The sequence below is a fragment of the Alteromonas confluentis genome, assembly GCF_001757105.1.
In the GTDB taxonomy this organism is placed as follows: Bacteria; Pseudomonadota; Gammaproteobacteria; order Enterobacterales; family Alteromonadaceae; genus Alteromonas; species Alteromonas confluentis.
Genome location: NZ_MDHN01000041.1, coordinates 281,162 through 301,541 on the forward strand (window position 1 = coordinate 281,162; position 20,380 = coordinate 301,541).

Genomic DNA, 20,380 nt, shown 5'->3' on the forward strand with positions numbered 1-20,380 from the left:
CCCGCTAATGCGGGCTGTTTTATTAACTGTAGATTTTAGCCAGACACGATTACGTCGAAAGGCTTTAATGCAACAACGTGCTTGCGAAGTTTATCTTCCAACACATTTAGTCGTTGGAGCTTGTCACAGAACCATTGCGCTTTGTTGTTAAGCGACGCAGGGCTCGTTTCGAGGTCGAGATGCTCCCCCACCGCTTCGAGCTGCCGGGTAATCGCCTCTACCCGCTCATCACTCAGCTCTACTCGAGATTCGTCCATCCCTGCAATTGCAGACAAGATACCGCCAATTGACATTGAAATGGCTTCTTCCAGCTCCGCCTCTATTCCGCTATCGACAAAATTGTCCACGCTCTCTAATGATCCCGGCCCGATAAAATAGTGGTCGCTGGCGTGGCGAAATTTATCCTTTACCCGATTACGTACCCGCTTCATGGCACTTTGCAGCTTGTCGTAGCTGTCGTGGTCTGCGCCCACCAGCCCTTGATACACGTTGTCGACAGTATCCGCTGCTAAATCAACGCCTTCAGTGGCCAGAATAATCATTTTCGGCACAACATAGTGCAGGCCACGAGAATATTCTCGTAACCAACGACGCTGTTGCACAGAGAGATCCTGCCAGCGCCCTTTAACGAACAGCTGCTCCTGGTCGTTGATCTGAATGACAGTTCGGTTATTGTCGAGGATTCGGAGTTGATGTTCATTCACCACCAAACCATACGCAAAGTCGATATCGCACGAATTTCCCGCAGATGCGAAAAATGGGATCGTCGCTAAAAAGACAAGCGTATTTCTGACTACATTGATGAGATTTCGCATTTTCATGCGTTGCATTGTGGACGGCTTAGGGGCAAATAAAAAGTCGCGACAAGTTCAACAGACTAAAATTCAGGTTGAATATATCGCGACCTGAAAGAAGCAGATAGACGCTAATCGACACTCGTTCGCACAAGTCTTACGTAAATGAATCGATCTTTTTCTTTGATTGAATGGCTCGCATTAAAAAATGCCACTACCCAAGAGCGAAGTGGGTCTTGCAAAGACGGCGTTGAAGTCCAGAAATCATCCGGTGGCGTGTTGGGAAACACTGTTTCGTTGATAGCGGGACGTACACACTCACGTTCAGTGATAGTAGTCAGTTCTTTGATATTGGGTAAACGCCACCCCGCAAGCAAGGTTGCATCGGCCTCTTGCGCAGCAATAAGCGCTTCTTGCCAATTGTATTTTACCGCTGTGCCAGTGCACGTTGTGCCATTCCAGGTTTGACCAAGTGCACAACGCTGCCAAATCAGGTTGCTTGGCGTGTGAAGTACCTCGCCATCACCCAAATCCTCAAATTCATCGTCACCTGCCGTTTTAATGCCTGAACCCAGACAAGTTTGCGCCGCCACGGACGCGGTTAACAACCACAAAAATAAAGCTACCAGTACTTTCACCTTTTACCTCCCCGCTCTGACCAAGCGCACACTACCCGGCGTGGCTTTGTTCAAAAAGTTATCCAGGCCAGAGGCAAAATCCAGCGCCCATGCATTCTGAGCCGCATCTTCGGCAACACCATCAGCACTGGGAATTCGAGTCCAGTACCAAAGCCGACCATCACCGTCTACCGTGCCCGAGTTAGGGAAATAGTCATCATCAACCCTTACACCACTGGCAAGACCAAAATGAATCAGCGACATCATTTCTTCGTAAGTCGGCATTCGCCAGTCATAAAATCCGCACAGTCCCACCGCATTGACGGCACTTACATACGCAGTGGTGTTACAGCTTGTGAGTGTACAGCTTGCATCGGTACCTGACTGAACGCCCTGATATCCGCCGTTTTCATCGAAGAAAAACCAGGTGTAGGTATGATTGGCATCGCGTACGCCACCGTCTGTCGTTTTCTTTTCCCACACCAGCCCGGTGACATTATCACGCACGCAATCCCAAGCTTGAGCGGTATCGTCTTCTTCGTCACCGTTGGCATTTAATTTGGTAAAGTCAAAGCCAGCCTTACCACGTCCTGCTTTTTCCAATAAGTTGGCAGCATGAATTACATCACTGCCTCGTTGACCATCTTGCCCTGGAAATGCGTTTTGCTGTGTATTTGCATAGGCCGTATTGTTGGCCTGTACCGTGACTCCAGTATCGTTGATCAGCGGTACCGGATAAGGACGCACCGTAATGTCTACCTCATCGGTAACAACATGCCCGTAGGCATCGGTTACGCTTAACATATAAGTAAACACGGTTTCGTTTTGTACCTGAGGTGCAATCGCATAGGTAGAGAGTGAGGATGGGCTTACCACACCGTCCAACATACCATCCCACTCGCTAATGAGCGGTAAACCGGACGCGACCGTGGTGGTGGCAGTGCCATTCAACACTACACGTTCACCGCTAAACACAGCTTGGTCGGCCCCGGCTTCTACCAAAGGTAACGTCTGACTTTCTGACAACGTATTTAACGAAAGCGAAGCAGTATCAGTGGTACCTTCCGCATCGGTTACGGTGAGGGTAAATGTGAGCGTTTGTGCTTCAGCTTCAACCGGCATGGTAATGGTGAGTGTTGAAGCATCTGTGGTGACATCGTTCAACACACTGTTGCCGGCGGTTTGTTGCCACTCCCAGGCCGCAATGGGGTTGTCGGGATCGGGGGCATCGTCGTCAATACTGGCTCTACCATTCAGCGTCACACTGCGCCCCGCAGAATAGGTATTGGCAGGCTGCCCCTCTTCCGGCTCAGCTTCGATAACGGCAACAGGTGCAATGTTTTGCGGCCGCACGAGAATATTGAGGGTATCGGTATCACTATTTCCGCTGGAGTTGGTGACCACAACCGTGATGACGAATGCCGTATCTGTGGTCACTGTAGGCGCGGTGAACTCTGCTTCTGAGGTAGTATTGTCTGCTTGGGTGATAGTGGCAGCAGGCGATGCACTCCAACGCCAGGTAGCACCGTCAGTATTGCCTGTAACACTGCCTGAAAGTGTAGACGTAGCACCTTCAAGCATTTCAATGTCTGCACCGGCATTGACATATAAGGCATTAGGAGAAGCATTGCCGCCGGTGTCACCATCGTCGCCGCCTCCTCCGCCACCGCAGCCAAAAAGCAGAAATGATGCACTTAACATCAGAAGAACTTTTACCGCAAAAAACTGAATTCTCACCATTACATGCTCCAAACGAAGGCATTTAAATTCGCCAACTTTATAACGACGTATCAGGTAAACGCTTTTTGCTAGGCTCTTTCTTCCGTACTGACCTGTAAAGCTTCGAGTTGCTTTTTACCAGAAGCGATATCCGTCATGTCATATACCATGACACTGATAAAATCCGTTTTTCCGTTAGCAGAGGTCAATGGCGCTAAAGTTACGTTTTGATACATATAAAGCTCATTGCCTGTAATCGGCCGATAATTGTGAAACTTGAATAAGTAGGGGCGTTGCTCCCAAGTCATGAACGCTCGCGTATTGAGTTCGAAAACGGGTTTGCACTTTTTAGTAAACCACTTCTCTTCAACATTGGGAAAAATGCTAAAGAGGGTTTTATCGCGCACCTCACTGGGAAGCAGGCCGCTGTGACTTTCCATAAAACCGTTCCAAACCTGTACGCGGAAATTCTTATCAAGCACCACAATGCCCACATCTACACTCTGGAGCATATCCATCATCCAGTGAAACGACTGCATTTGCTCTAATTCACTACCCTGCATTAGATGTCCTCCAGTAAATGCGCCAATTTGGCATTCATAGTCTGCATGGAGTCTTCAGTAAACAGGATCAGCAAGTCGCATCGCACGTTGTATCCCTCCAGGCCGTAGCTTAGCTCGATTGCCAGGGTACGTTTCCACTTAACCTGGTTCGTTTTTATGATTTCACTGATGGCCCTGTGCTGACCCAGAACAATGGGTTGGCCCTGTGCAAAAGTTACATCCATCTGTTGAGCCAGTCCGGTGAGGCAGGTACCGATAAGAATACTGGCCGCATCCATGAGTAATTCCAGTTGCAGCTGATCGTCCACTTCTTCCTGTACATCGAGAATTTTCGCAACGTCACCAAAGCTAGAATCGCTAAGAATACAAAGTACTTCTCCGCGGATCCCAGAGCCAATAAAACCCTGGCATACCGCTGTTACTTGCTCTTGGGAATCGATATCAGACAACATCATGCGCATCTCAGAGGCTTCTATCAGATTCACATTGGGTATAGGCAGGTGAACAAAAACATTCATGGTACGGGCCAGGTGATCACCCGCACGTCCCATGGCAATGTTGGTGATTTCCTGATAACAATCGCGGATGTCGGGATCTAATTCAACCGTCTCTTCAACGGGAGCTTCGCTTTCCATCAACTGATGTTTAATCAGCACTTGTTCAAGAGTAGTCGGATCGACGGGTTTGCGAATAAATTCAACGGCACCGAGCTTGGTTACGCGCTCGTGGGCTTCAGGCTGTACATCCCCTGAAATAACGACCACCTTAGTCTGCAAATTTTCATCGCGAATGGCCTGTAAGGTTTCGTAGCCATCCATCACTGGCATGTTAAGGTCGAGTAGAAGCAGTTGCCCTTTACCTTGCCGTAAAAGTTCTACGGCTTCTTTGCCGTGTTTGGCAAAGTGAATCGCCACTTCCCAGTCTGGGGGCAAACACTTGGCAACCTGCTTTCGTGCAACCATTGAGTCGTCACAAACCAAAACCGATATCATGTGAAAAGGTAACCTTCCTATAGCCGTTACAGAGATGAATGCCGCTCAAAACAAACACAAAATGCCGCAAAAATACGCAGAATTCTAATGAATAGACGGTGTCCGTTAACCTATTAACTAATAGCAGGATTCCAGAAAAAAGCCATTGCACTTATGTTTAAATCTGCAGAACATTCGCCCTTAAACGAACCAGGATAATTCAGGAAATAGAGGAAAACAGTAACGGTAAAATAATCGCCGTCATTATACCGTTCAGACACAATCCTAATGTAGCCAGTGCACCGGTTCGCTCGCTCATTTGCAGCGCTTTAGCCGTTCCTACCGCGTGGCAAACCGCGCCGAGCGCCATCCCCTGGGCCTGTGGCAAAGTAACATTTAACAGCTTATACATAACCGGCGCGATTACCGCACCAACAATGCCGGTAGCAATAACGAAAACCGCAGCGAGTGCAGGAATACCGCCAATATGCGCTGTCGCCTCCATAGCCAGGGGTGTGGTAATCGATTTTGCCAACATGGTCATTTGCAATGCAGTAGGCGCATCGAAGTACCATACCGTGAACCAGGCAGTAAGCGGAGCAATGACACCGGCAATAAAAACAGAGGCAACTAATCGCCAACCAAGTTCACGTATTTTTTCCCATTGCGCATACATCGGGATAGCCAGCGCCACGGTTGCCGGCCCAAGCAGCCAATGCACGAGTCCGGCGAATTGCTGATATTCTCTCGCACTGGTTCCAGACACCATTAACATCACGCCCACGAGAACGGCTGTTACCAACACGGGATTTGCGAGGGGATTGCCTTTCGTTCGACGTCCAATATTTAACGCTAGCAGATAAGCGATTACCGTGAGTAATATCCATAATCCTCCCTGCCAGGAAAACGACAACTCCGTCAGGCTTACAATGGATTTTGCCCAGTCATCAAAGGCTTCTGTAATCGTCACGAATCATCCTTCACCACAACAGATTGCAAGATTTTCTGTGCAATCCAGGCCGATATCCCAAGACTTATCGCCGTACTGACAATGATAGCCAGCGCAATACCGGTGATATTTTCACTGATCTCTTGCCAATACACACCCACACCCAAAACTGCCGGTACAAACAGCATCGCCATGTGCTTGAGAATAGGCGTGCCTCCAGCAAGCAACAACATAGGCGTCTTACGACGAAAGAATTGCCATGCTAACAACATCAGTAAGCCCATCAATGTGCCTGGTAGCGGGATTGACGCCACGCGAACCAGCATTTCTCCAGAGAAATAGAAAAAGCAGATAAGGCTGAAACCAATCAAAAAACGAAAGAAAAGAGACATGCGAGCCCAAGAATGAAATAGAGAGCCCAGTGTATCTGAGAGCAGGCTTAGGGCTCAACCGACCATGGTCTTATAAGTGCATACCAAAAACGGCTATTTCTGATATATTTATCATCACTTAACGTAATAACAGGGAAGTTATGCGGACTGCAGCGTTTTATAACGATATTAAGGACAGTATACGACCGGGCGATCTCATCGCTTTTGGCGGCAATAGTCTGTTCTCCAAATGGGCCAAGCTCACGACGCGCTCCAATGTGACACACGTTGGCGCTGTCACACACTGTCACACATGCCCAAATACCAATAATCTCCTACATCACGATGTTTTCGAAGCCACAGTGAGAAACAAAAAACGGGGAGTGATGATAACCCCTCTGCATGAAAGATTGGACGAATATGAAGGTGACATTTGGTGGCTACCTCTACACCGTTCGCCTCGTTCACGCTTTTTAAACGCTTTACACACCATGCAGGATTTCATCGATTCTGAAAGCGGTAGAAATTACGATATATGGCAACTTTTCGCCTCTACCGTGGATTTCTTTGACAACCACCCCTGGCTTTGGCGATTAACTCGTAATCTCAAATGTGAGCATGAGTGGTTCTGCTCAGAACTGATTGCCGAACTGTACAATCGTACTGGCGTAATAAAGCAGGTATGTGCAGCGGAAACTACACCGATTGATTTGTGTAGATTCAAAATTTTCCAGCATGGGTACGTGCAGTTGAAAGGGGAAGAGAAAGAAATTCGAAGGTTTAATTCGTTTTTGCCCGATAACTGGGGGCAATGGCTCACCGAAGATGATGAGCACGTTGATGAGCTTATTCGCTAATTAAAAAGCGCTGTCCTGGTGGACTTTAATAAACATCTGCGTTTCAGCTTTGCTGTAATCGATTTTATATTCTTTGCCGTTCAGCGTTTGAATAAACACCAATGTTTTTTCATCGCCAAAGATATCACCGGAAGTAAGATCAACCAGTTCCATATCCATCATTTTAGCTTCGCGCTTGTTATCAGGAATTTTTCCCTCATAGCGCTTAATACCTTTGTGAGTGACAATCACCGGTGGATTGTCGTCGCCGTTCACGACAAGCAGGTCAAATTTTCGAACTTTGTGTATCAGCGTATTACGACCGCTTACCAGGTAAGGCTTCTCAGTCATTATTGTCTCCGTGCTGGCAGGATAATTTAAACTAAAAGAAAGATAGCAAACAAAACAGATGCTTGCACTACAACACCCTTATTATTCACAGGGTTTTGTTCATACCGTCAGGATTTCAGATATACCTTATCTGGCGCATCCCACTTAAGCCAATCCCTACCTGTAAGATTTTTCATCACTTTTTTACAGCTCTCATCAGGGGCTTTCGCCATATTGCATTCTGCGACTTTATCTAAGTCTACTCTAAATAAAATTTGTTGTAGCTTGGCCAGCAAATTTAAGTCAGAAACATTCTGCGCCATAGGTAAGGTAACGGTAACGCGATTAGGTTTTGCACACGCAGATGGTGTGGTTTCTGGGGTACTGCCGTTGCAGCCGCCACTTGCCAGAAGAAAAGACCAAATTGATGATGGTTCCCGGGTATTTTGCAATTCAACTCTGAAAAAATTGTGCCCGATATTAACCGACTGAAACATAGTTGGCTTATCAAGAGGCGCTACCTGATCAGCTTGCGCGGTATGATTTTCACCGAAATCTAGCCCCAGAGTCAGACGTAACTCAGTTACCCGGTCGAGTAACGCCTCATTGATATCCAGCATGATGTGATCGCGGTTTTGCTTATCGTCACAGGCGTTCTGAAAATGCATAAAAGCCACATCTTTCGATTGCCAGTCATTCACTTTAAAATCCAGCGGGATCCAACGCCCTTCGACTTTCACTTCCGGATTACTTAAATAAAAAGCGAGGTAATTTACTTTCCAGGATGTTTTATCAACTGTTACCTCATAGGCACAATCTTCACCTCGGGTTAAGTCGGTAAATGTAACAGGGATATCGCCGGGAGCGCGATCATTGCCAAAAAAGCCGCAGCCAGAAAGCAACGCGATAGCCGGAACAAAGCAACACCATTTCAAGTTCATAGGTATCAAATTCAACTGGGTAAAAAAACTAAAGTAAGTGTGAGGCGCGTGACAGGTTACAGTCAATACAGCCTAGACTAACGGGGCAAAGAATCAGTTACTTGGAGAATCATGCAATAATTGAAGAGAAATTACAAAAGCGACGCAGTGACAAATGTGGAAAAGAAAAAAGCCCGCAACTCGTATGCGGGCTTACCTGTTTAATAAACGAATAAACAGCGCTGATAACTTCTTAGGCTGATTTACTTATTTTCTCTAGTTGATGAATAAACGGTTGCTCGTAAAACCGTTCACCCGTTTGCTGATACAACGCGTTGGCAAGCGCCGCAAACACTGGCGGGAACGGCGGCTCACCAAGACCAGTCGGATCGATGGTGTTTTTCACGAAACTCACGTCGACTGAAGCAGGAATTTCATTCATCCGAATCATCCGGTAACGGTCGAAGTTGTCTTTATCTGGCTTACCATCGGTAAAGGTCATTTCACCGTACATGGCATTACCCACGCCATCAATTACCGCGCCCTGCACCATATTAGAAGCGGCAATCGGATTCACCACAATGCCACAGTCCATGGCACTGAAAACCTTGTCAGCTTTTGGTAGTCCGCCTTTTTCTGTCACCGTAATCACCTGCGCGGCATAAGAATTATGACAATAGTACGCAGCGACGCCTCTTTTCACATCGTCGCCCATATTGTCCCAACCAGACTTTTCCCGAACTTCCTTAAGCACGCCGGCATAGCGAGACGCATCGTAATCGTAGGCTTCTCCAACGGGATCTTTTAAGGCCTTGTCGAACAGTGCCAGTCTGAAGTCGATAGGATCTTTCCCTGCCATTTCAGCCACTTCATCGAGAAACGCTTGTTCTGACGCGCCCATAAAGTTGGAACGCGGAGCACGGAATGCGCCGGTTGAAATATTCGACGCGACTGCGGCCCCTCTGGCGAGATAATTGGTTACTGCACCTGCAGGATAACGATTATGTGCAACACAATGCTCTGGCACGCCAACGCCATCCACCTGATAAGCGGTGAGCTTATTATTTTCATCTAATGCAGCACGGAATCGCACCATGTAGGTAGGGCGATACACGTCCATGGTCATATCGTCCTGGCGGGTGTACAACAGCTTTACTGGCTTTTTCACTTTGGCCGAAATCGCTGCTGCTTCCACCAGATAATGGGAATACGCCCGTCGGCCAAAGCCACCGCCCATACGGGTCATTTCAATGTGCACTTTGTCTTCGGGCACGCCGACCCTTTTAGCAACCGAGCCAACAATGAAGCCTGGTGCCTGCAACGGGCCAGCAACGTGAACGCCCACGTCAGTGACGTTAGCAAAGAAATTCATTGGTTCCATGCAGTTATGCGCAAGATACGGTGCAAAATATGTGCGTTCAATCTGGCGTTCCGCCGGAGTATTACTAAATATTGCAGCCACGTCGCCATCTTCGCGAAGTACCGGTAAGTCGGAGTCCAACAGCTTTTCCATTTGATCTCGGTGCCATTCGGTACTTTCCAGGCCAGCGGGCACAGTCACGTCTGTAAGTGAACCGAAACGGTCCATCTTGTGAGTAGATGCCTCTGCCGCTTTCCACTTGGCCTGCAGCGCTTTTTTCGCTTTCAGCACCGACCAGGTTTTGTCGCCCACAATGGCAATCAGGTGAGTAAATCCGATGGTGTCGAAATAGTTACGGGTATAGTCGTCTTCCATGGAATCGAATACAAACGCATCGACGATGCCCGGCATTGATTTGATGGCATCTAAATCGGCGGTTTCCAGAGTAGTACCGTAAGCAGGCGGATGCACAATACCCGCCGTTAGCATCCCCTCAGCCTTGTAATCGATACCAAACATGGGTTGGCCGGTTACCACTTTGTTGCCGGTCAGATTCGTTTTAGACTGCCCGATAACCGTGAAATTTTCTGGATTTTTAAGTGCTATCTCTTCTGGCAGTGACATCAATGCTGCATCAGCAGCCAATTTCGCAAAGCTGGCTGATTTACCCGAGCCGTGAGAAACCACACTGTTTTTAACCGTTATTTCAGACGTAGGCACTTGCCATTTTGCCGCAGCCGCCATCACTAACATGGTTCGAGCGCCCGCGCCCGCCGTACGCAGTGGTTTCCACCCCTGACGCATAGACTGACTGCCGCCGGTGAACTGGCGGTCATATTCTTCAGGCATAAAGTCGGCTTGTTTAGCTGTGATGTGATGCCAGTCGGCATCCATTTCTTCAGCCAAAATCATCGGCATAGACGTCATCACGTTCTGACCGAATTCGGGATTAGGCACCATTGCAGTTATGCTGCCATCGGTATCCACTAACAGATAGGCGTTCAATTCGGTGGCACTGTCGCTATGGCTTTTAACTTCATGATGAGCGGCCCTGCCCGGCCAGCTGAAACTGATCATCAAACCGCCCGATGCCGCAACGGAGGCTTTAAGAAACTGACGGCGGCCAGTGGAAGTCACGTTATTTTGTTGTGTTTTCATAGCTACTTCCTCTAGGCCTTCGCTGCCGTTTTGATGGCTTCTTTAATGCGCAAATAGGTACCGCAACGACAAATGTTACCGGTCATTGCCGCGTCGATATCTTCATCTGAGGGATTCGGGTTACGCTTTAACAACGCTGCGGCATTCATAATTTGGCCCGTCTGGCAATAACCGCACTGGGCGACGTCTTGTTCAACCCAGGCTATCTGCAACGGGTGGTCGCCTTTTTCTGAGAGTCCCTCAATCGTGGTGACAGCATTGCTGCCTACGGCAGAAACCGGCACCGAGCAGGAGCGCACCGCATTACCCGCTAGATGCACGGTGCAAGCACCGCACATCGCAATGCCACAGCCGAATTTTGTGCCGGGCAAATCCAGATCGTCCCGTAACACCCAAAGTAATGGAGTGTCAGCGTCGGCTTCGACTTCCCGGGACTGGCCGTTTACATCAATTTGGTACGTAGGCATTACTCTCTCCTCTGAGGGATTTTCTATTCGTTATTTATCTGTAGCGTGATTGGCTTTTAAACCTTTTGTGAACCTATCATGGTCTACGCTTCAGAAACGCATCTAACAGTGTAGTGTAAAGTTCTACTTTATCGCGCTGCCATTGCCCAACAATGCATAAAATCAGTAAAGGCTTATGATAAATCCTCATTAATGACCGGAAAGTGTTAAGTTGATGACATATCGAGAAAAAAGATCGCTTTTGTTTGATGATTATTATTCATTAGCGAATCAGTTTTAATATGATTAATGGGTTGAACACAGGCTGGTAATGTTATCGGAGTCAAATCTATGAGGAAAATAAATGACAACGACAATTAAAGCCATTGCCACGAAAGAAGCCGGCGTGAAACTTTCACCGATAACTATCGAGCGTCGGGAATTAAACGCTGATGACGTGCAATTTGACATACTGTACTGTGGAATATGTCATTCAGACCTGCATCAGATAAAAAATGATTTTGGCGGTAGCCATTTCCCAATGGTTCCGGGCCATGAAATTGTTGGCCGGGTAACGGCAGTCGGTAGCGATGTCACACAGTTTAAGGTTGGCGATTTGGCTGGCGTAGGCTGCATTGTGGACTCTTGCGGCCACTGTCCTTCATGTGACAAAGATCTAGAAATGTTTTGTGAGAACGGCACGACGTTATCCTTTAACACGCCCGACAAAAAACTCGGCGGTATGACATTCGGCGGCTTTTCCGAGGCTTATGTGTGTAAGGAAAGCTACACATTAAAGATGCCAGCCTCACTCGATCTCGCAGCATCAGCTCCCTTGCTGTGTGCAGGTATTACCGTATATTCCCCGCTAAAGCACTGGCAGGCTGGGCCAGGTAAAACCGTAGGTATAGTCGGGGTTGGTGGTTTAGGTCATATGGCTATCAAAATTGCCAGCGCTATGGAAGCGAAGGTCGTGGTTTTTACCACCAGTGAAAATAAGGTTGAAGATGCCATTCGTCTGGGCGCAGATGATGCTGTACTGTCCACCGATGAAGAACAAATGAAAAAATATCAGGGTAAAGTCGATCTCATTATTGATACCGTTTCGGCTAATCACGATGTTAATGCTTACCTGAATCAACTCGCCGTAGATGGCAGTGTTGTTTTGGTTGGATTACCTAACAAACCTATCGAAATCGGTGCATTTAACGTAGTGCACGGACGCCGGAGCTTTGCTGGCTCAAATATTGGTGGTATTGCTGAAACCCAGGAGATGCTTAATTTCTGTGCAGAGCACAATATTACGGCGGATATTGAAATGGTTGATGCTGACGAAGTGAACACGGCCTTTGAGCGGTTGGAAAACAATGACGTGAAGTACCGTTTTGTCGTTGATATGGCAACACTTTAATTAGTGAATAAATTTCATAACGCTCTCTGATTTAAAGCATTTAACTATTGCTTCAAAGGATGACAGATTTGTAAATGCGGCTATCAACAACAGGGCATGTGAGCGATACCGCAACCCCAGATGTTGCCCTCCCTTTTAGGGCAACATTTTTTAAACTACATCTTAATTTACGGTTTTATCAACGGCGCAATATTCTGTTTCAAGCCATGCCTTAACTTCACCACGCACTTCCACTTCACGTTTCCCTTTAATTGCCAGAAGTATACCGTCCCGTTCAATTCCACCTTTTGCAGAAAATTCAAACATCACATTACAGCCAACACAAAGTTCACGAAACGTTTTAATACTGCTTCCCAGGCCATAACCGGCGTTGGTATTAAAAGGAAACACGGTTTTATCGCGAAGTTCAGTGCTTCTAAGAAGTGCTTTCACCGGTGGGGGCAACGCCATACCCCATGTTGGAAAACCAATGAAAATTTCTGAGTAGCGCTCTGGGTCATTTTTTAGTGACACAAGCTCGGGCAAGAAACCACTTTCGTTTTCTTCCCTGACTTGCTCAACAGTTTGCTGGTAGTTTTCCGGGTAAGGTTCAACAAGGGAAAGCGCTTCTGTATCTCCCCCTGTAAATTGTTTAATCATTTCCCCCACTGCAGCCGTGTTGCCTGTTCTGCTGAGAAATAGTATGAGTGGCGCTTCTTTTTGCTTCATACAGCTCACCATCTCAATCTCAGACGCGGCTGCAGTCATTGCACTCAGGGCTGTTATTGCGCTAAAGGCCGTTAAACCGGCCAGTATTATTTTTTTCACCTGTTTATTCCTGCTCTCCAGACAAGGGCTGGCGCATCGCTTCTACGAACAGTGAAAACGCCGGTGAATACTGACTCCGGTTAGGAAAATAAAGATAATAACCCGGAAACACGTCGCACCAGGGTTCCAGTACCCGTTCGAGCTTTCCTTCACGAATATCTTCAAGCACCATATCCTCGGGCACGTAGGCAAGGCCTATACCTTGTAGGGCAGCATCACGAATAAAGCTGGATTTGTTCGCGGTGAACTGGCCCTCTACCCGCACATTCACATCGTGGCCGTCTTTTTCGAAATCCCACACTAAAAGCCGCCCATAAGTAGGCAAACGTAAGTTAATGCAATTATGCTCAGACAGCTCCCGGGGTTCCACCGGCTTGCCGAATTTTTCAAAATACGCCGGCGTAGCAACCACAGCCATACGCATGGTGGGGGAAATGCTCACGGCAATCATGTCTTTTTCAACACTTTCACCTAGGCGAACACCGCCATCGTATTTGGCGGCAACGATATCGGTTAATGAGTAGTCGATTGTCATCTCAATATTGATATCCGGGTATTCGCGCATAAACGCAACGATTTTCGGCCACACAAATGCCCGGGCAGCATGCTCGGCAGTAGAAATGCGAATGGTACCCGCCGGAGAATCTTTCAATGCATTTAGCGAATCCAGCTCACTTTCAATTTCGGTGAGTCTGGGCGCGACTGAATCATAAAGTTTGCGACCAATTTCAGTGAGCGACACACTACGGGTAGTGCGAGTAAGCAAACGCAAACCCAGCCGCTCCTCAAGGCCTTTAATGGTATGACTTAATGCAGACTGCGACACCGACAGGCGCGCAGCTGCACGAGTAAAGCTTTCTTCCTCTGCCACCGCGATAAAAGCGATGAGGTCGTTCAGTTTTGTTTTCATTTTACTAATGCTTATGACTGACCGTTATTATTACTCACTACCCTGACTTCATCGCCAGTTTTAATGCCATCAGGGGGATTAGAGATGACATCGGCGTTATTTGTTATACCCCGGGTAATTTCAATATTCCGCCCGAGATCACGGGCCACCGTTACCGGCACCACTTTCACCCTGGCCGTTTCCGCTGTGCCGTCGATGACCGCTACCGACAAACCTTCTGCGTTAAAAATAAGCGCACTGGCTGGTACCGTGATCATCGGCTCAGCACCGGCTAGCGGTAGGCTAACTCTGGCATAACTACCTGGTAAGAGATGTCCTTCGGCATTATCCACCAGAAGCTGCACCATCATTGTACCCGTTTGCGGCTCGACGGCGGAATTAGAGCGAACAATTTTGCCTTCGTACTGCGCGCCAGGATCTTCAGGAACGGTAATTGTAGCAGCAACACCGGATGACATCTGGCGGGCAAATTTCTGTGGCACATCAACATTTAAGCGCAGTGTTTCTGTTGCCGCCAGACGAAACAGCGGAATAATGTCGTCGGAACCCGCGTTAATCAGATCGCCTGTGTCTTTGTTTCGTGCAACCACTACACCATCAAATGGTGCAGGAACACTGGCCAGATTTTTCTGTACTTCCAGTCTACGCAAGTTCGCTTCAACGGATTCCAGGGCTGCTGCTGCAGAACGATAGCTATTTTCTCGCTGTTCCAGTTCCTGCGCGGTTACCGCATTGGTTTCAACCAGCTTGCGCCAACGCTTAACAGTAGAATCTGCCAACTCCATATCTGCTTTTGAACGGGTTACGTCGGCCCGCGCCTGCATCATCTGTTCGTCCAATTCCGGCGTATCCAGTTCAGCCAGAATATCACCCGCTTTAACCAAAGCGCCGATATCGTGATCCCAGGACTTAATGTAGCCATCGACACGGGCATAAATCGAGGCCTGCCTGAACGGCTGTAAACGTCCGGCCAAATCTAATTGTTCCGTGTTAACCCCATAGGTGGGTTTCACCACGGATACGGTTGGGATAAGCCTTTCCTGTGTCCATGTGGCAACTTCTTCACTGTCAGCCTGACGGGATAAGACCCCAGTAATAACGACGGCAACGGCAGCAACGCCTAAACACGCCAGTGCCAGTTTGCCCCGGCGAGAGCCTGATTGAATGTGTGGTTCAGACATAATTATTCCTCTACCGGTTTGTTTAAGTTAATTTTACTGTCATTACGATGAAGTACGCTGAAGATCACCGGAACAAAGAACAGTGTTGCCACAGTGGCAAACAGCAGGCCGCCAATAACCGCACGGCCAAGTGGCGCGTTTTGCTCTCCACCTTCACCAAATCCTAATGCCATTGGTAACATGCCGACAATCATCGCTAATGCTGTCATAAGTACCGGGCGAAGACGGGCAAACCCAGCCTCAAGCGCCGCCTGTACAGCATTGCCTGTCGCTTCAAGACGCTCTCTGGCAAAGCTGACAACCAGCACACTGTTGGCAGTTGCCACCCCCATACACATAATGGCACCGGTTAACGCGGGTACACTGAATGTTGTTCCAGTGGTAAACAGCATCCATACGATACCGGCGATGGCAGCCGGTAACGCCATGATAATAATGAACGGATCACGCCAGGACTGAAAATTAATCACAATGATGAAGTACACCAGGCAAACCGCCCCAATCAACCCGGTGAGCAAGCCCGTGTAGGCGCTCTGCATGGTGCTCACCTGCCCTTTCATTTCCACTGTCGCGCCCCGTGGTTTATTGGCTTCAAACTTATCGATTACAGCCTGAATGTCAGCCGCAACGGCCCCCAGATCCCGCCCCTGTGTGGTGGCAAAAATCTGGACCATTGGCTCGATGTTATATTCTGAATACACACCGTTTAACTGGGTGCGTGAAAACGTAGCCATACTGCCAAGCACAGAGGGTTCAGCGTCACCTCCTGACGCGCTGACTGGCACGTTATTCAGCTCAGTGAGCGAGTCGATACGATGTTGGGGCGTTTGCATGACGATAGGATAAGAAACGCCATTGGCCGGATTCAGCCAAAAGGTTGGTGCAACCTGAGCTGACCCTGCCAGATTCACCACCAAAGAGTTACTGATATCGCGCTGAGAGATACCGGCAAAAGCGGCCTGATTACGGTCGATATTGATCTTGATGGCAGGCGCCTGTCTGGACTGTTGAATGCGCGCATCTGCGACGCCGGGGATCGCTTTGATCTCCCGAAGCATCCCGTTGGCAAAATCGAAACTGGCGTTCAGATCGCGCCCGCGAATTTGTATATCAATGGGGGAAGGCGCCCCGAAATTCAGAATTTGACTGACAATATCTGCAGGTAAAAACGAAAATGTCATATCCGGGAACCGTTCCGGCAACACTTCACGTAATCGCTTGATGTAATCTGCCGTAGGCGCATGCTCTGCACTAAGCGATATACTGATATCACCATCGGAACTGCCTATCATACCGGTGTTGGAATAAATGGTGTTCATACTGGAAATGTAGGTGCCCACATTATCCACCATGGCACTGATTTCCTGCTGCGGAATCACTTCGCGGATCACGTCCTGAATTTCTGCAAAACGGGCGGCGGTCTCTTCTACCCGCATTCCCACCGGCCCTCTTGCATGCAGAGCAATCTGGCCACTATCTACATCCGGGAAAAAGTTACGGCCGATGAAAGGGAGTAATGCAAACGAGGCAATCACCACCAACATAAAGAAAATGATGAAGACCTTTCTGGCGTGCAACGCACGGCCCAGCGTAGCCTGATAGCGTTCGCGCATACTGTGAAAGCGCTTTTCAAAGCCGCCTTGAAAGCGACTGAAAAAGCCTCGCTTCGCCATCGATTCATCATGTGGTTGATGTGGCTTCAGCATGTATTTCGCCAGTGTGGGCACGAGTGTGCGCGACAACAGAAACGAAAACAGCATAGATAACATTACCGCTTCTGCCATAGGCACGAACAGATAACGTGGTACACCTTCGAGGAAGTACATCGGCACAAACACAATACAGATACACAATAATGACACGAATGCCGGTACGGCTATCTGCCGGGCACCATCTAAAATCGCGTTTTCTACCGGTTTTCCCTGTTCCAAGTGATAATTGATACTTTCTATGGTTACCGTGGCTTCATCAACCAGAATTCCCACAGCCAGGGCCAGTCCGCCCAAAGTCATGATATTCAGGGTATGTCCGAGCAAGGACATCACTAGAATGGCTCCCAATATTGATAGCGGAATGGATAGCGTAACAATGAGGGTGGAACGCCAACTGCCGAGAAACAGCAAGATCATCAAACTGGTGAGCAACGCGGCAATCACACCTTCGACAACAACACCGTGAACGGCATTGAGCACGAACATAGACTGATCGCCAATTTGCTTCACTTCAAGGGACTCAGGCAACGCGTCCCGTACTTCTTCGATTCGCGCTTTAATCCCGTTTATCACATCCAGCGTTGAGGTGTTCCCGCCTTTAAAGATGCTCATCAAAACAGAACGACCGCCGTCCACATGCACAATGTTAGTCTGTACAGCGCTGCCGTCGTACACATTCGCCACATCACGAATATAAACGATAGTCCCGCCTACGGTTTTTACCGGTAGGTCGCCAATTTCTTCCATGGTGGCAGGCGCGTTGTTAATTTGAATAGCGTATTCAAATTCTCCGATTTTCTGGGTGCCAGCCGGAATAATGACATTTTGATCTGCCAGTGCATTGGCGACATCCTGCCCTGACAAGCCTCGGGCCCTTAAGGCATCGGGATCCAAATCGATTTGAATTTGTCTTGATTTACCACCAAATGGCCAGGGAATGGATGCCCCCTGCACAGTGACCAACCTCGAACGAAGCTGGTTCATCGCCAGGTCCGCAAGCTGTTGTTCGGTGAGCCCTTTGCCCGATAAAGCCAGTTGCAACACAGGTACAGTAGAAGCGTTATAATTCATGATGAGTGGCGGCTGAGTTCCTTGCGGCATTTGCCGTAGCAGCGTTTGAGCGACACCGGTGACCTGCGCGTTCGCCATATTGATATCCACCGAATCGTGAAAGAATATTTTCACGATGCCGAACCCCGTATAGGACGTCGCTTCGATATGCTCCACATCGTTTACGATACTGTTCAGCGCCCGTTCAAATGGTGTGGTGATCCGCCCTGCCATTTCATCAGGCGGCAGCCCTCGCCACTGCCATGCAACGGCAATAACAGGAATATCTACATTAGGGAAAATATCCGTTGGCGTGCGCATAGCAGACAACGGGCCGAGAATAAGAATGAGCAACGCCAGCACAACAAACGTGTAGGGCTTACTCAAAGCAATGCGGACGAGCGCGAGCATAGATTTATCTTATTTGTGAATAATGAAGTTTAATTTATCACCGGGGTACACTAATGATTAGAGGTCATAACCTGCATACACTTATTAGAAAAACAGATAAATGTGCTGGCTAATGCGTGAATTTCATTAATAGCGGAAGAGTCTTAAGAAGAGCCCTAGTGATAACGGCATAAAGAAATGCTGTTTATTTACTCGCCGATTGAAAGATGATGTATGAATTCAGGGATGACTTTGGCGAAGAAGATGCATATACTACGCGGCAATCTTAGCTTGCCGTCCGGCAGGCCAGTTCGGAAGGCCCTATAGCTCAGTTGGTTAGAGCACACGACTCATAATCGTTAGGTCCCTGGTTCGAGTCCAGGTGGGGCCACCATTTCCTCTCTACATTTCTCTTGAATAACTCCGCTGTACAGATCATTAGATTCATTTGTTCCATACAGATTGACATAAAGGCAACCACCGGAAGACAAAATCGGTTTGAATTGATTGATGACCCCCACTCTTTTGTAACCCAGCATCAACATTCACATTCTAAAAATCAGTATAAATTGTTCTCAAAATAGACATGCCCCAGATTCGCAGTTCATGAACAACGAAGGTAATCTAACTGCAGGTTCAAACTGATTTTAGAAATACTAATGACAACAACACCATACAATCTGGTTGCCCGCATTCTACATTGGGCAATAGCAATACTAATATTCTGGGCAATCGGTCTCGGCTTGATTGCAGAAGATATGCCCAACTCACCGGATAAAATTGAGTTATTTGTACTGCACAAATCTGCAGGCTTTACCGTTCTGGTGCTGGCAATCATTCGCCTGTTCTGGCGCTTAATGCATCCACCAGCGCCGTTAGGACTCCCTCCCCTGCAAGAAAAAATGGCTGCTGCGGGGCACTGGGGTTTGTATCTGTTGATGCTGGCCGTACCATTTAGTGGCTGGCTGTTAAATTCTACCGCGGGCTATCCGTTTGCCTGGTTCAATTTAGTTTCAATTCCGCATATTCCCGGGTTAGAAGGCGAAAGCCGGGATCTGTATTCGTCACTGCATGTTTACCTGTTTTACGGCATCGCATTAATGGTGGCGGGCCATGTCGCCATGCTGGTAGTTCATAAGCTTTTTGATGGCGTTAATCTGCTACCGCGCATGCTCCCGGGCAAGGTCTTTGTTGGCGCAAGCGCACTGATTATCACACTGGCTGTATTGCTCGGCTTCAGCTTCTATAAAGCGGAAAGAGCCACGCCTGAATCCACTGATTCGCCCCAAGCGGTTGCACAATTACCGGCTGCTCATGAAGCAGTAGCTGACGCCAGTCAGACCGCTACCGAGACAGACAGTCCCCTTTGGCAACTGGTCGCCACCCCGGATAATTTTACTTTCACCAACAGCTACGCGGGCCAACCATTTGTTGGTGCTATTCGTGAGTTCACGCCAAAGATTTACTTCGACCCGGCTAACCCTGCCGATGGCGTTATCGATGTGACAATTAACACGCAGAGTATTACCACCAATAATAAAGACTGGGACGGCACCATCAAAGGCGGGCAATGGTTCTCGACTGACGCTTTCCCTCAAGCCCATTATATTAGCCGTGATATTCGCGCTGAAGACGGCAAGTTTGTGGCAAACGGCGACCTCACGTTGAAAGGCATCACTAAACCAATCGCAGTCACCTTCGAGTGGCAGGAAGAAAACAGCACTGCGAAATTTGTTGGTTCAGCGACGATAGACAGACGTGAATTTGAAATTGGTAGCGGTAGTTGGGCTACCAACGACAGCGTAGCTTTTGAGGTTGTACTGGATATCGATTTGCAGTTGAAGCGGTGAATCAACTAACGTAGCTATGCATTTCCGACTCAGTT

Annotated in this window: 18 protein-coding genes and 1 tRNA gene; 4 read left to right on the forward strand and 15 right to left on the reverse strand. The window is 48.2% G+C overall.

The window, feature by feature from the left end:
- Positions 1-35 precede the first annotated feature (35 nt).
- The 7 genes from BFC18_RS19240 to BFC18_RS19270 all read right to left on the reverse strand — a co-directional run bounded on the left by BFC18_RS19240 (position 36) and on the right by BFC18_RS19270 (position 6,005).
- Positions 36-830 carry a DUF2884 family protein gene (locus BFC18_RS19240; RefSeq protein ID WP_245680437.1) on the reverse strand — a complete coding sequence of 265 codons (795 nt, stop codon included), beginning with the start codon at positions 828-830 and terminating at the stop codon, positions 36-38.
- A 95-nt stretch (positions 831-925) separates the two neighbouring features.
- Positions 926-1,432 (reverse strand): Lcl C-terminal domain-containing protein, encoded by a 507-nt coding sequence (locus BFC18_RS21665; protein WP_070127223.1) that lies wholly within the window; start codon positions 1,430-1,432, stop codon positions 926-928.
- Between the two features lie 3 nt (positions 1,433-1,435).
- Positions 1,436-3,151: an Lcl C-terminal domain-containing protein gene (locus tag BFC18_RS19250; protein WP_070127225.1), complete on the reverse strand. Its 1,716-nt coding sequence runs from the start codon at positions 3,149-3,151 to the stop codon at positions 1,436-1,438.
- Positions 3,152-3,219: 68 nt separating this feature from the next.
- The gene (locus BFC18_RS19255) at positions 3,220-3,693 is read right to left on the reverse strand and encodes a PAS domain-containing protein (RefSeq protein ID WP_070127226.1); all 474 of its coding nucleotides are present in this window, start codon (positions 3,691-3,693) and stop codon (positions 3,220-3,222) included.
- On the reverse strand, positions 3,693-4,685 hold the full coding sequence (locus tag BFC18_RS19260) for a response regulator (RefSeq protein ID WP_070127227.1): 993 nt from the start codon (positions 4,683-4,685) through the stop codon (positions 3,693-3,695). The genes BFC18_RS19255 and BFC18_RS19260 overlap by 1 nt, the downstream gene beginning before the upstream one ends.
- 199 nt (positions 4,686-4,884) lie before the next feature.
- A complete protein-coding gene (locus tag BFC18_RS19265; protein ID WP_245680438.1) occupies positions 4,885-5,634 on the reverse strand; it encodes an LrgB family protein in 750 nt (249 codons plus the stop codon).
- A complete protein-coding gene (locus BFC18_RS19270; protein WP_070127230.1) occupies positions 5,631-6,005 on the reverse strand; it encodes a CidA/LrgA family protein in 375 nt (124 codons plus the stop codon). The genes BFC18_RS19265 and BFC18_RS19270 overlap by 4 nt, the downstream gene beginning before the upstream one ends.
- A 365-nt stretch (positions 6,006-6,370) precedes the next feature.
- Between BFC18_RS19270 and BFC18_RS19275 the strand changes: the two genes are divergently transcribed.
- The gene (locus tag BFC18_RS19275; protein ID WP_139139052.1) at positions 6,371-6,841 is read left to right on the forward strand and encodes a hypothetical protein; all 471 of its coding nucleotides are present in this window, start codon (positions 6,371-6,373) and stop codon (positions 6,839-6,841) included.
- Here BFC18_RS19275 and BFC18_RS19280 read toward each other — a convergent pair whose 3' ends face one another.
- The 4 genes from BFC18_RS19280 to BFC18_RS19295 all read right to left on the reverse strand — a co-directional run bounded on the left by BFC18_RS19280 (position 6,842) and on the right by BFC18_RS19295 (position 11,055).
- On the reverse strand, positions 6,842-7,171 hold the full coding sequence (locus tag BFC18_RS19280; protein ID WP_070127233.1) for a hypothetical protein: 330 nt from the start codon (positions 7,169-7,171) through the stop codon (positions 6,842-6,844).
- Positions 7,172-7,278: 107 nt separating this feature from the next.
- Positions 7,279-8,091 (reverse strand): MbnP family protein, encoded by an 813-nt coding sequence (locus BFC18_RS19285; RefSeq protein WP_083273190.1) that lies wholly within the window; start codon positions 8,089-8,091, stop codon positions 7,279-7,281.
- 232 nt (positions 8,092-8,323) lie between these two features.
- On the reverse strand, positions 8,324-10,588 hold the full coding sequence (locus tag BFC18_RS19290; protein ID WP_070127236.1) for a xanthine dehydrogenase family protein molybdopterin-binding subunit: 2,265 nt from the start codon (positions 10,586-10,588) through the stop codon (positions 8,324-8,326).
- An 11-nt stretch (positions 10,589-10,599) separates the two neighbouring features.
- Complete coding sequence (locus tag BFC18_RS19295; protein WP_070127238.1) at positions 10,600-11,055, reverse strand: (2Fe-2S)-binding protein; 456 nt, start codon at positions 11,053-11,055, stop codon at positions 10,600-10,602.
- Between the two features lie 343 nt (positions 11,056-11,398).
- Here BFC18_RS19295 and BFC18_RS19300 point away from each other — a divergent pair, with 343 nt between their 5' ends.
- Entirely contained in the window at positions 11,399-12,445 is a 1,047-nt protein-coding gene (locus BFC18_RS19300) for an NAD(P)-dependent alcohol dehydrogenase (protein WP_070127239.1), read from the forward strand.
- Positions 12,446-12,607: 162 nt separating this feature from the next.
- Here BFC18_RS19300 and BFC18_RS19305 read toward each other — a convergent pair whose 3' ends face one another.
- The 4 genes from BFC18_RS19305 to BFC18_RS19320 all read right to left on the reverse strand — a co-directional run bounded on the left by BFC18_RS19305 (position 12,608) and on the right by BFC18_RS19320 (position 18,516).
- Complete coding sequence (locus BFC18_RS19305; RefSeq protein ID WP_211481051.1) at positions 12,608-13,153, reverse strand: flavodoxin family protein; 546 nt, start codon at positions 13,151-13,153, stop codon at positions 12,608-12,610.
- A gap of 103 nt (positions 13,154-13,256) precedes the next feature.
- A complete protein-coding gene (locus BFC18_RS19310) occupies positions 13,257-14,162 on the reverse strand; it encodes a LysR family transcriptional regulator (protein WP_070127243.1) in 906 nt (301 codons plus the stop codon).
- A gap of 11 nt (positions 14,163-14,173) precedes the next feature.
- On the reverse strand, positions 14,174-15,343 hold the full coding sequence (locus BFC18_RS19315) for an efflux RND transporter periplasmic adaptor subunit (RefSeq protein WP_070127245.1): 1,170 nt from the start codon (positions 15,341-15,343) through the stop codon (positions 14,174-14,176).
- Positions 15,344-15,345: 2 nt separating this feature from the next.
- Positions 15,346-18,516, reverse strand: a complete 3,171-nt coding sequence (locus BFC18_RS19320; RefSeq protein WP_070127246.1) for an efflux RND transporter permease subunit — start codon at positions 18,514-18,516, stop codon at positions 15,346-15,348.
- Between the two features lie 296 nt (positions 18,517-18,812).
- On the opposite strand from BFC18_RS19320, the gene BFC18_RS19325 reads away from it, so the two are divergent.
- A tRNA-Ile gene (locus BFC18_RS19325) sits at positions 18,813-18,889 on the forward strand.
- A gap of 265 nt (positions 18,890-19,154) precedes the next feature.
- The gene (locus BFC18_RS19330) at positions 19,155-20,345 is read left to right on the forward strand and encodes a cytochrome b/b6 domain-containing protein (protein WP_070127247.1); all 1,191 of its coding nucleotides are present in this window, start codon (positions 19,155-19,157) and stop codon (positions 20,343-20,345) included.
- Positions 20,346-20,380 lie beyond the last annotated feature (35 nt).

What these genes read in the sequence shown, in the direction of transcription:
- BFC18_RS19315 (WP_070127245.1), bottom strand. Translation starts at nt 15,343, where the DNA reads ATGTCTGAACCACACATTCAATCAGGCTCTCGCCGGGGCAAACTGGCA.
- BFC18_RS19270 (WP_070127230.1), bottom strand. Translation starts at nt 6,005, where the DNA reads ATGTCTCTTTTCTTTCGTTTTTTGATTGGTTTCAGCCTTATCTGCTTT.
- BFC18_RS19255 (WP_070127226.1), bottom strand. Translation starts at nt 3,693, where the DNA reads ATGCAGGGTAGTGAATTAGAGCAAATGCAGTCGTTTCACTGGATGATG.
- BFC18_RS19305 (WP_211481051.1), bottom strand. Translation starts at nt 13,153, where the DNA reads ATGAAGCAAAAAGAAGCGCCACTCATACTATTTCTCAGCAGAACAGGC.
- BFC18_RS19290 (WP_070127236.1), bottom strand. Translation starts at nt 10,588, where the DNA reads ATGAAAACACAACAAAATAACGTGACTTCCACTGGCCGCCGTCAGTTT.
- BFC18_RS19240 (WP_245680437.1), bottom strand. Translation starts at nt 830, where the DNA reads ATGCAACGCATGAAAATGCGAAATCTCATCAATGTAGTCAGAAATACG.
- BFC18_RS19330 (WP_070127247.1), top strand. Translation starts at nt 19,155, where the DNA reads ATGACAACAACACCATACAATCTGGTTGCCCGCATTCTACATTGGGCA.
- BFC18_RS19295 (WP_070127238.1), bottom strand. Translation starts at nt 11,055, where the DNA reads ATGCCTACGTACCAAATTGATGTAAACGGCCAGTCCCGGGAAGTCGAA.
- BFC18_RS19280 (WP_070127233.1), bottom strand. Translation starts at nt 7,171, where the DNA reads ATGACTGAGAAGCCTTACCTGGTAAGCGGTCGTAATACGCTGATACAC.
- BFC18_RS19250 (WP_070127225.1), bottom strand. Translation starts at nt 3,151, where the DNA reads ATGGTGAGAATTCAGTTTTTTGCGGTAAAAGTTCTTCTGATGTTAAGT.
- BFC18_RS19285 (WP_083273190.1), bottom strand. Translation starts at nt 8,091, where the DNA reads ATGAACTTGAAATGGTGTTGCTTTGTTCCGGCTATCGCGTTGCTTTCT.
- BFC18_RS19260 (WP_070127227.1), bottom strand. Translation starts at nt 4,685, where the DNA reads ATGATATCGGTTTTGGTTTGTGACGACTCAATGGTTGCACGAAAGCAG.
- BFC18_RS19310 (WP_070127243.1), bottom strand. Translation starts at nt 14,162, where the DNA reads ATGAAAACAAAACTGAACGACCTCATCGCTTTTATCGCGGTGGCAGAG.
- BFC18_RS19275 (WP_139139052.1), top strand. Translation starts at nt 6,371, where the DNA reads ATGATAACCCCTCTGCATGAAAGATTGGACGAATATGAAGGTGACATT.
- BFC18_RS19320 (WP_070127246.1), bottom strand. Translation starts at nt 18,516, where the DNA reads ATGCTCGCGCTCGTCCGCATTGCTTTGAGTAAGCCCTACACGTTTGTT.
- BFC18_RS19300 (WP_070127239.1), top strand. Translation starts at nt 11,399, where the DNA reads ATGACAACGACAATTAAAGCCATTGCCACGAAAGAAGCCGGCGTGAAA.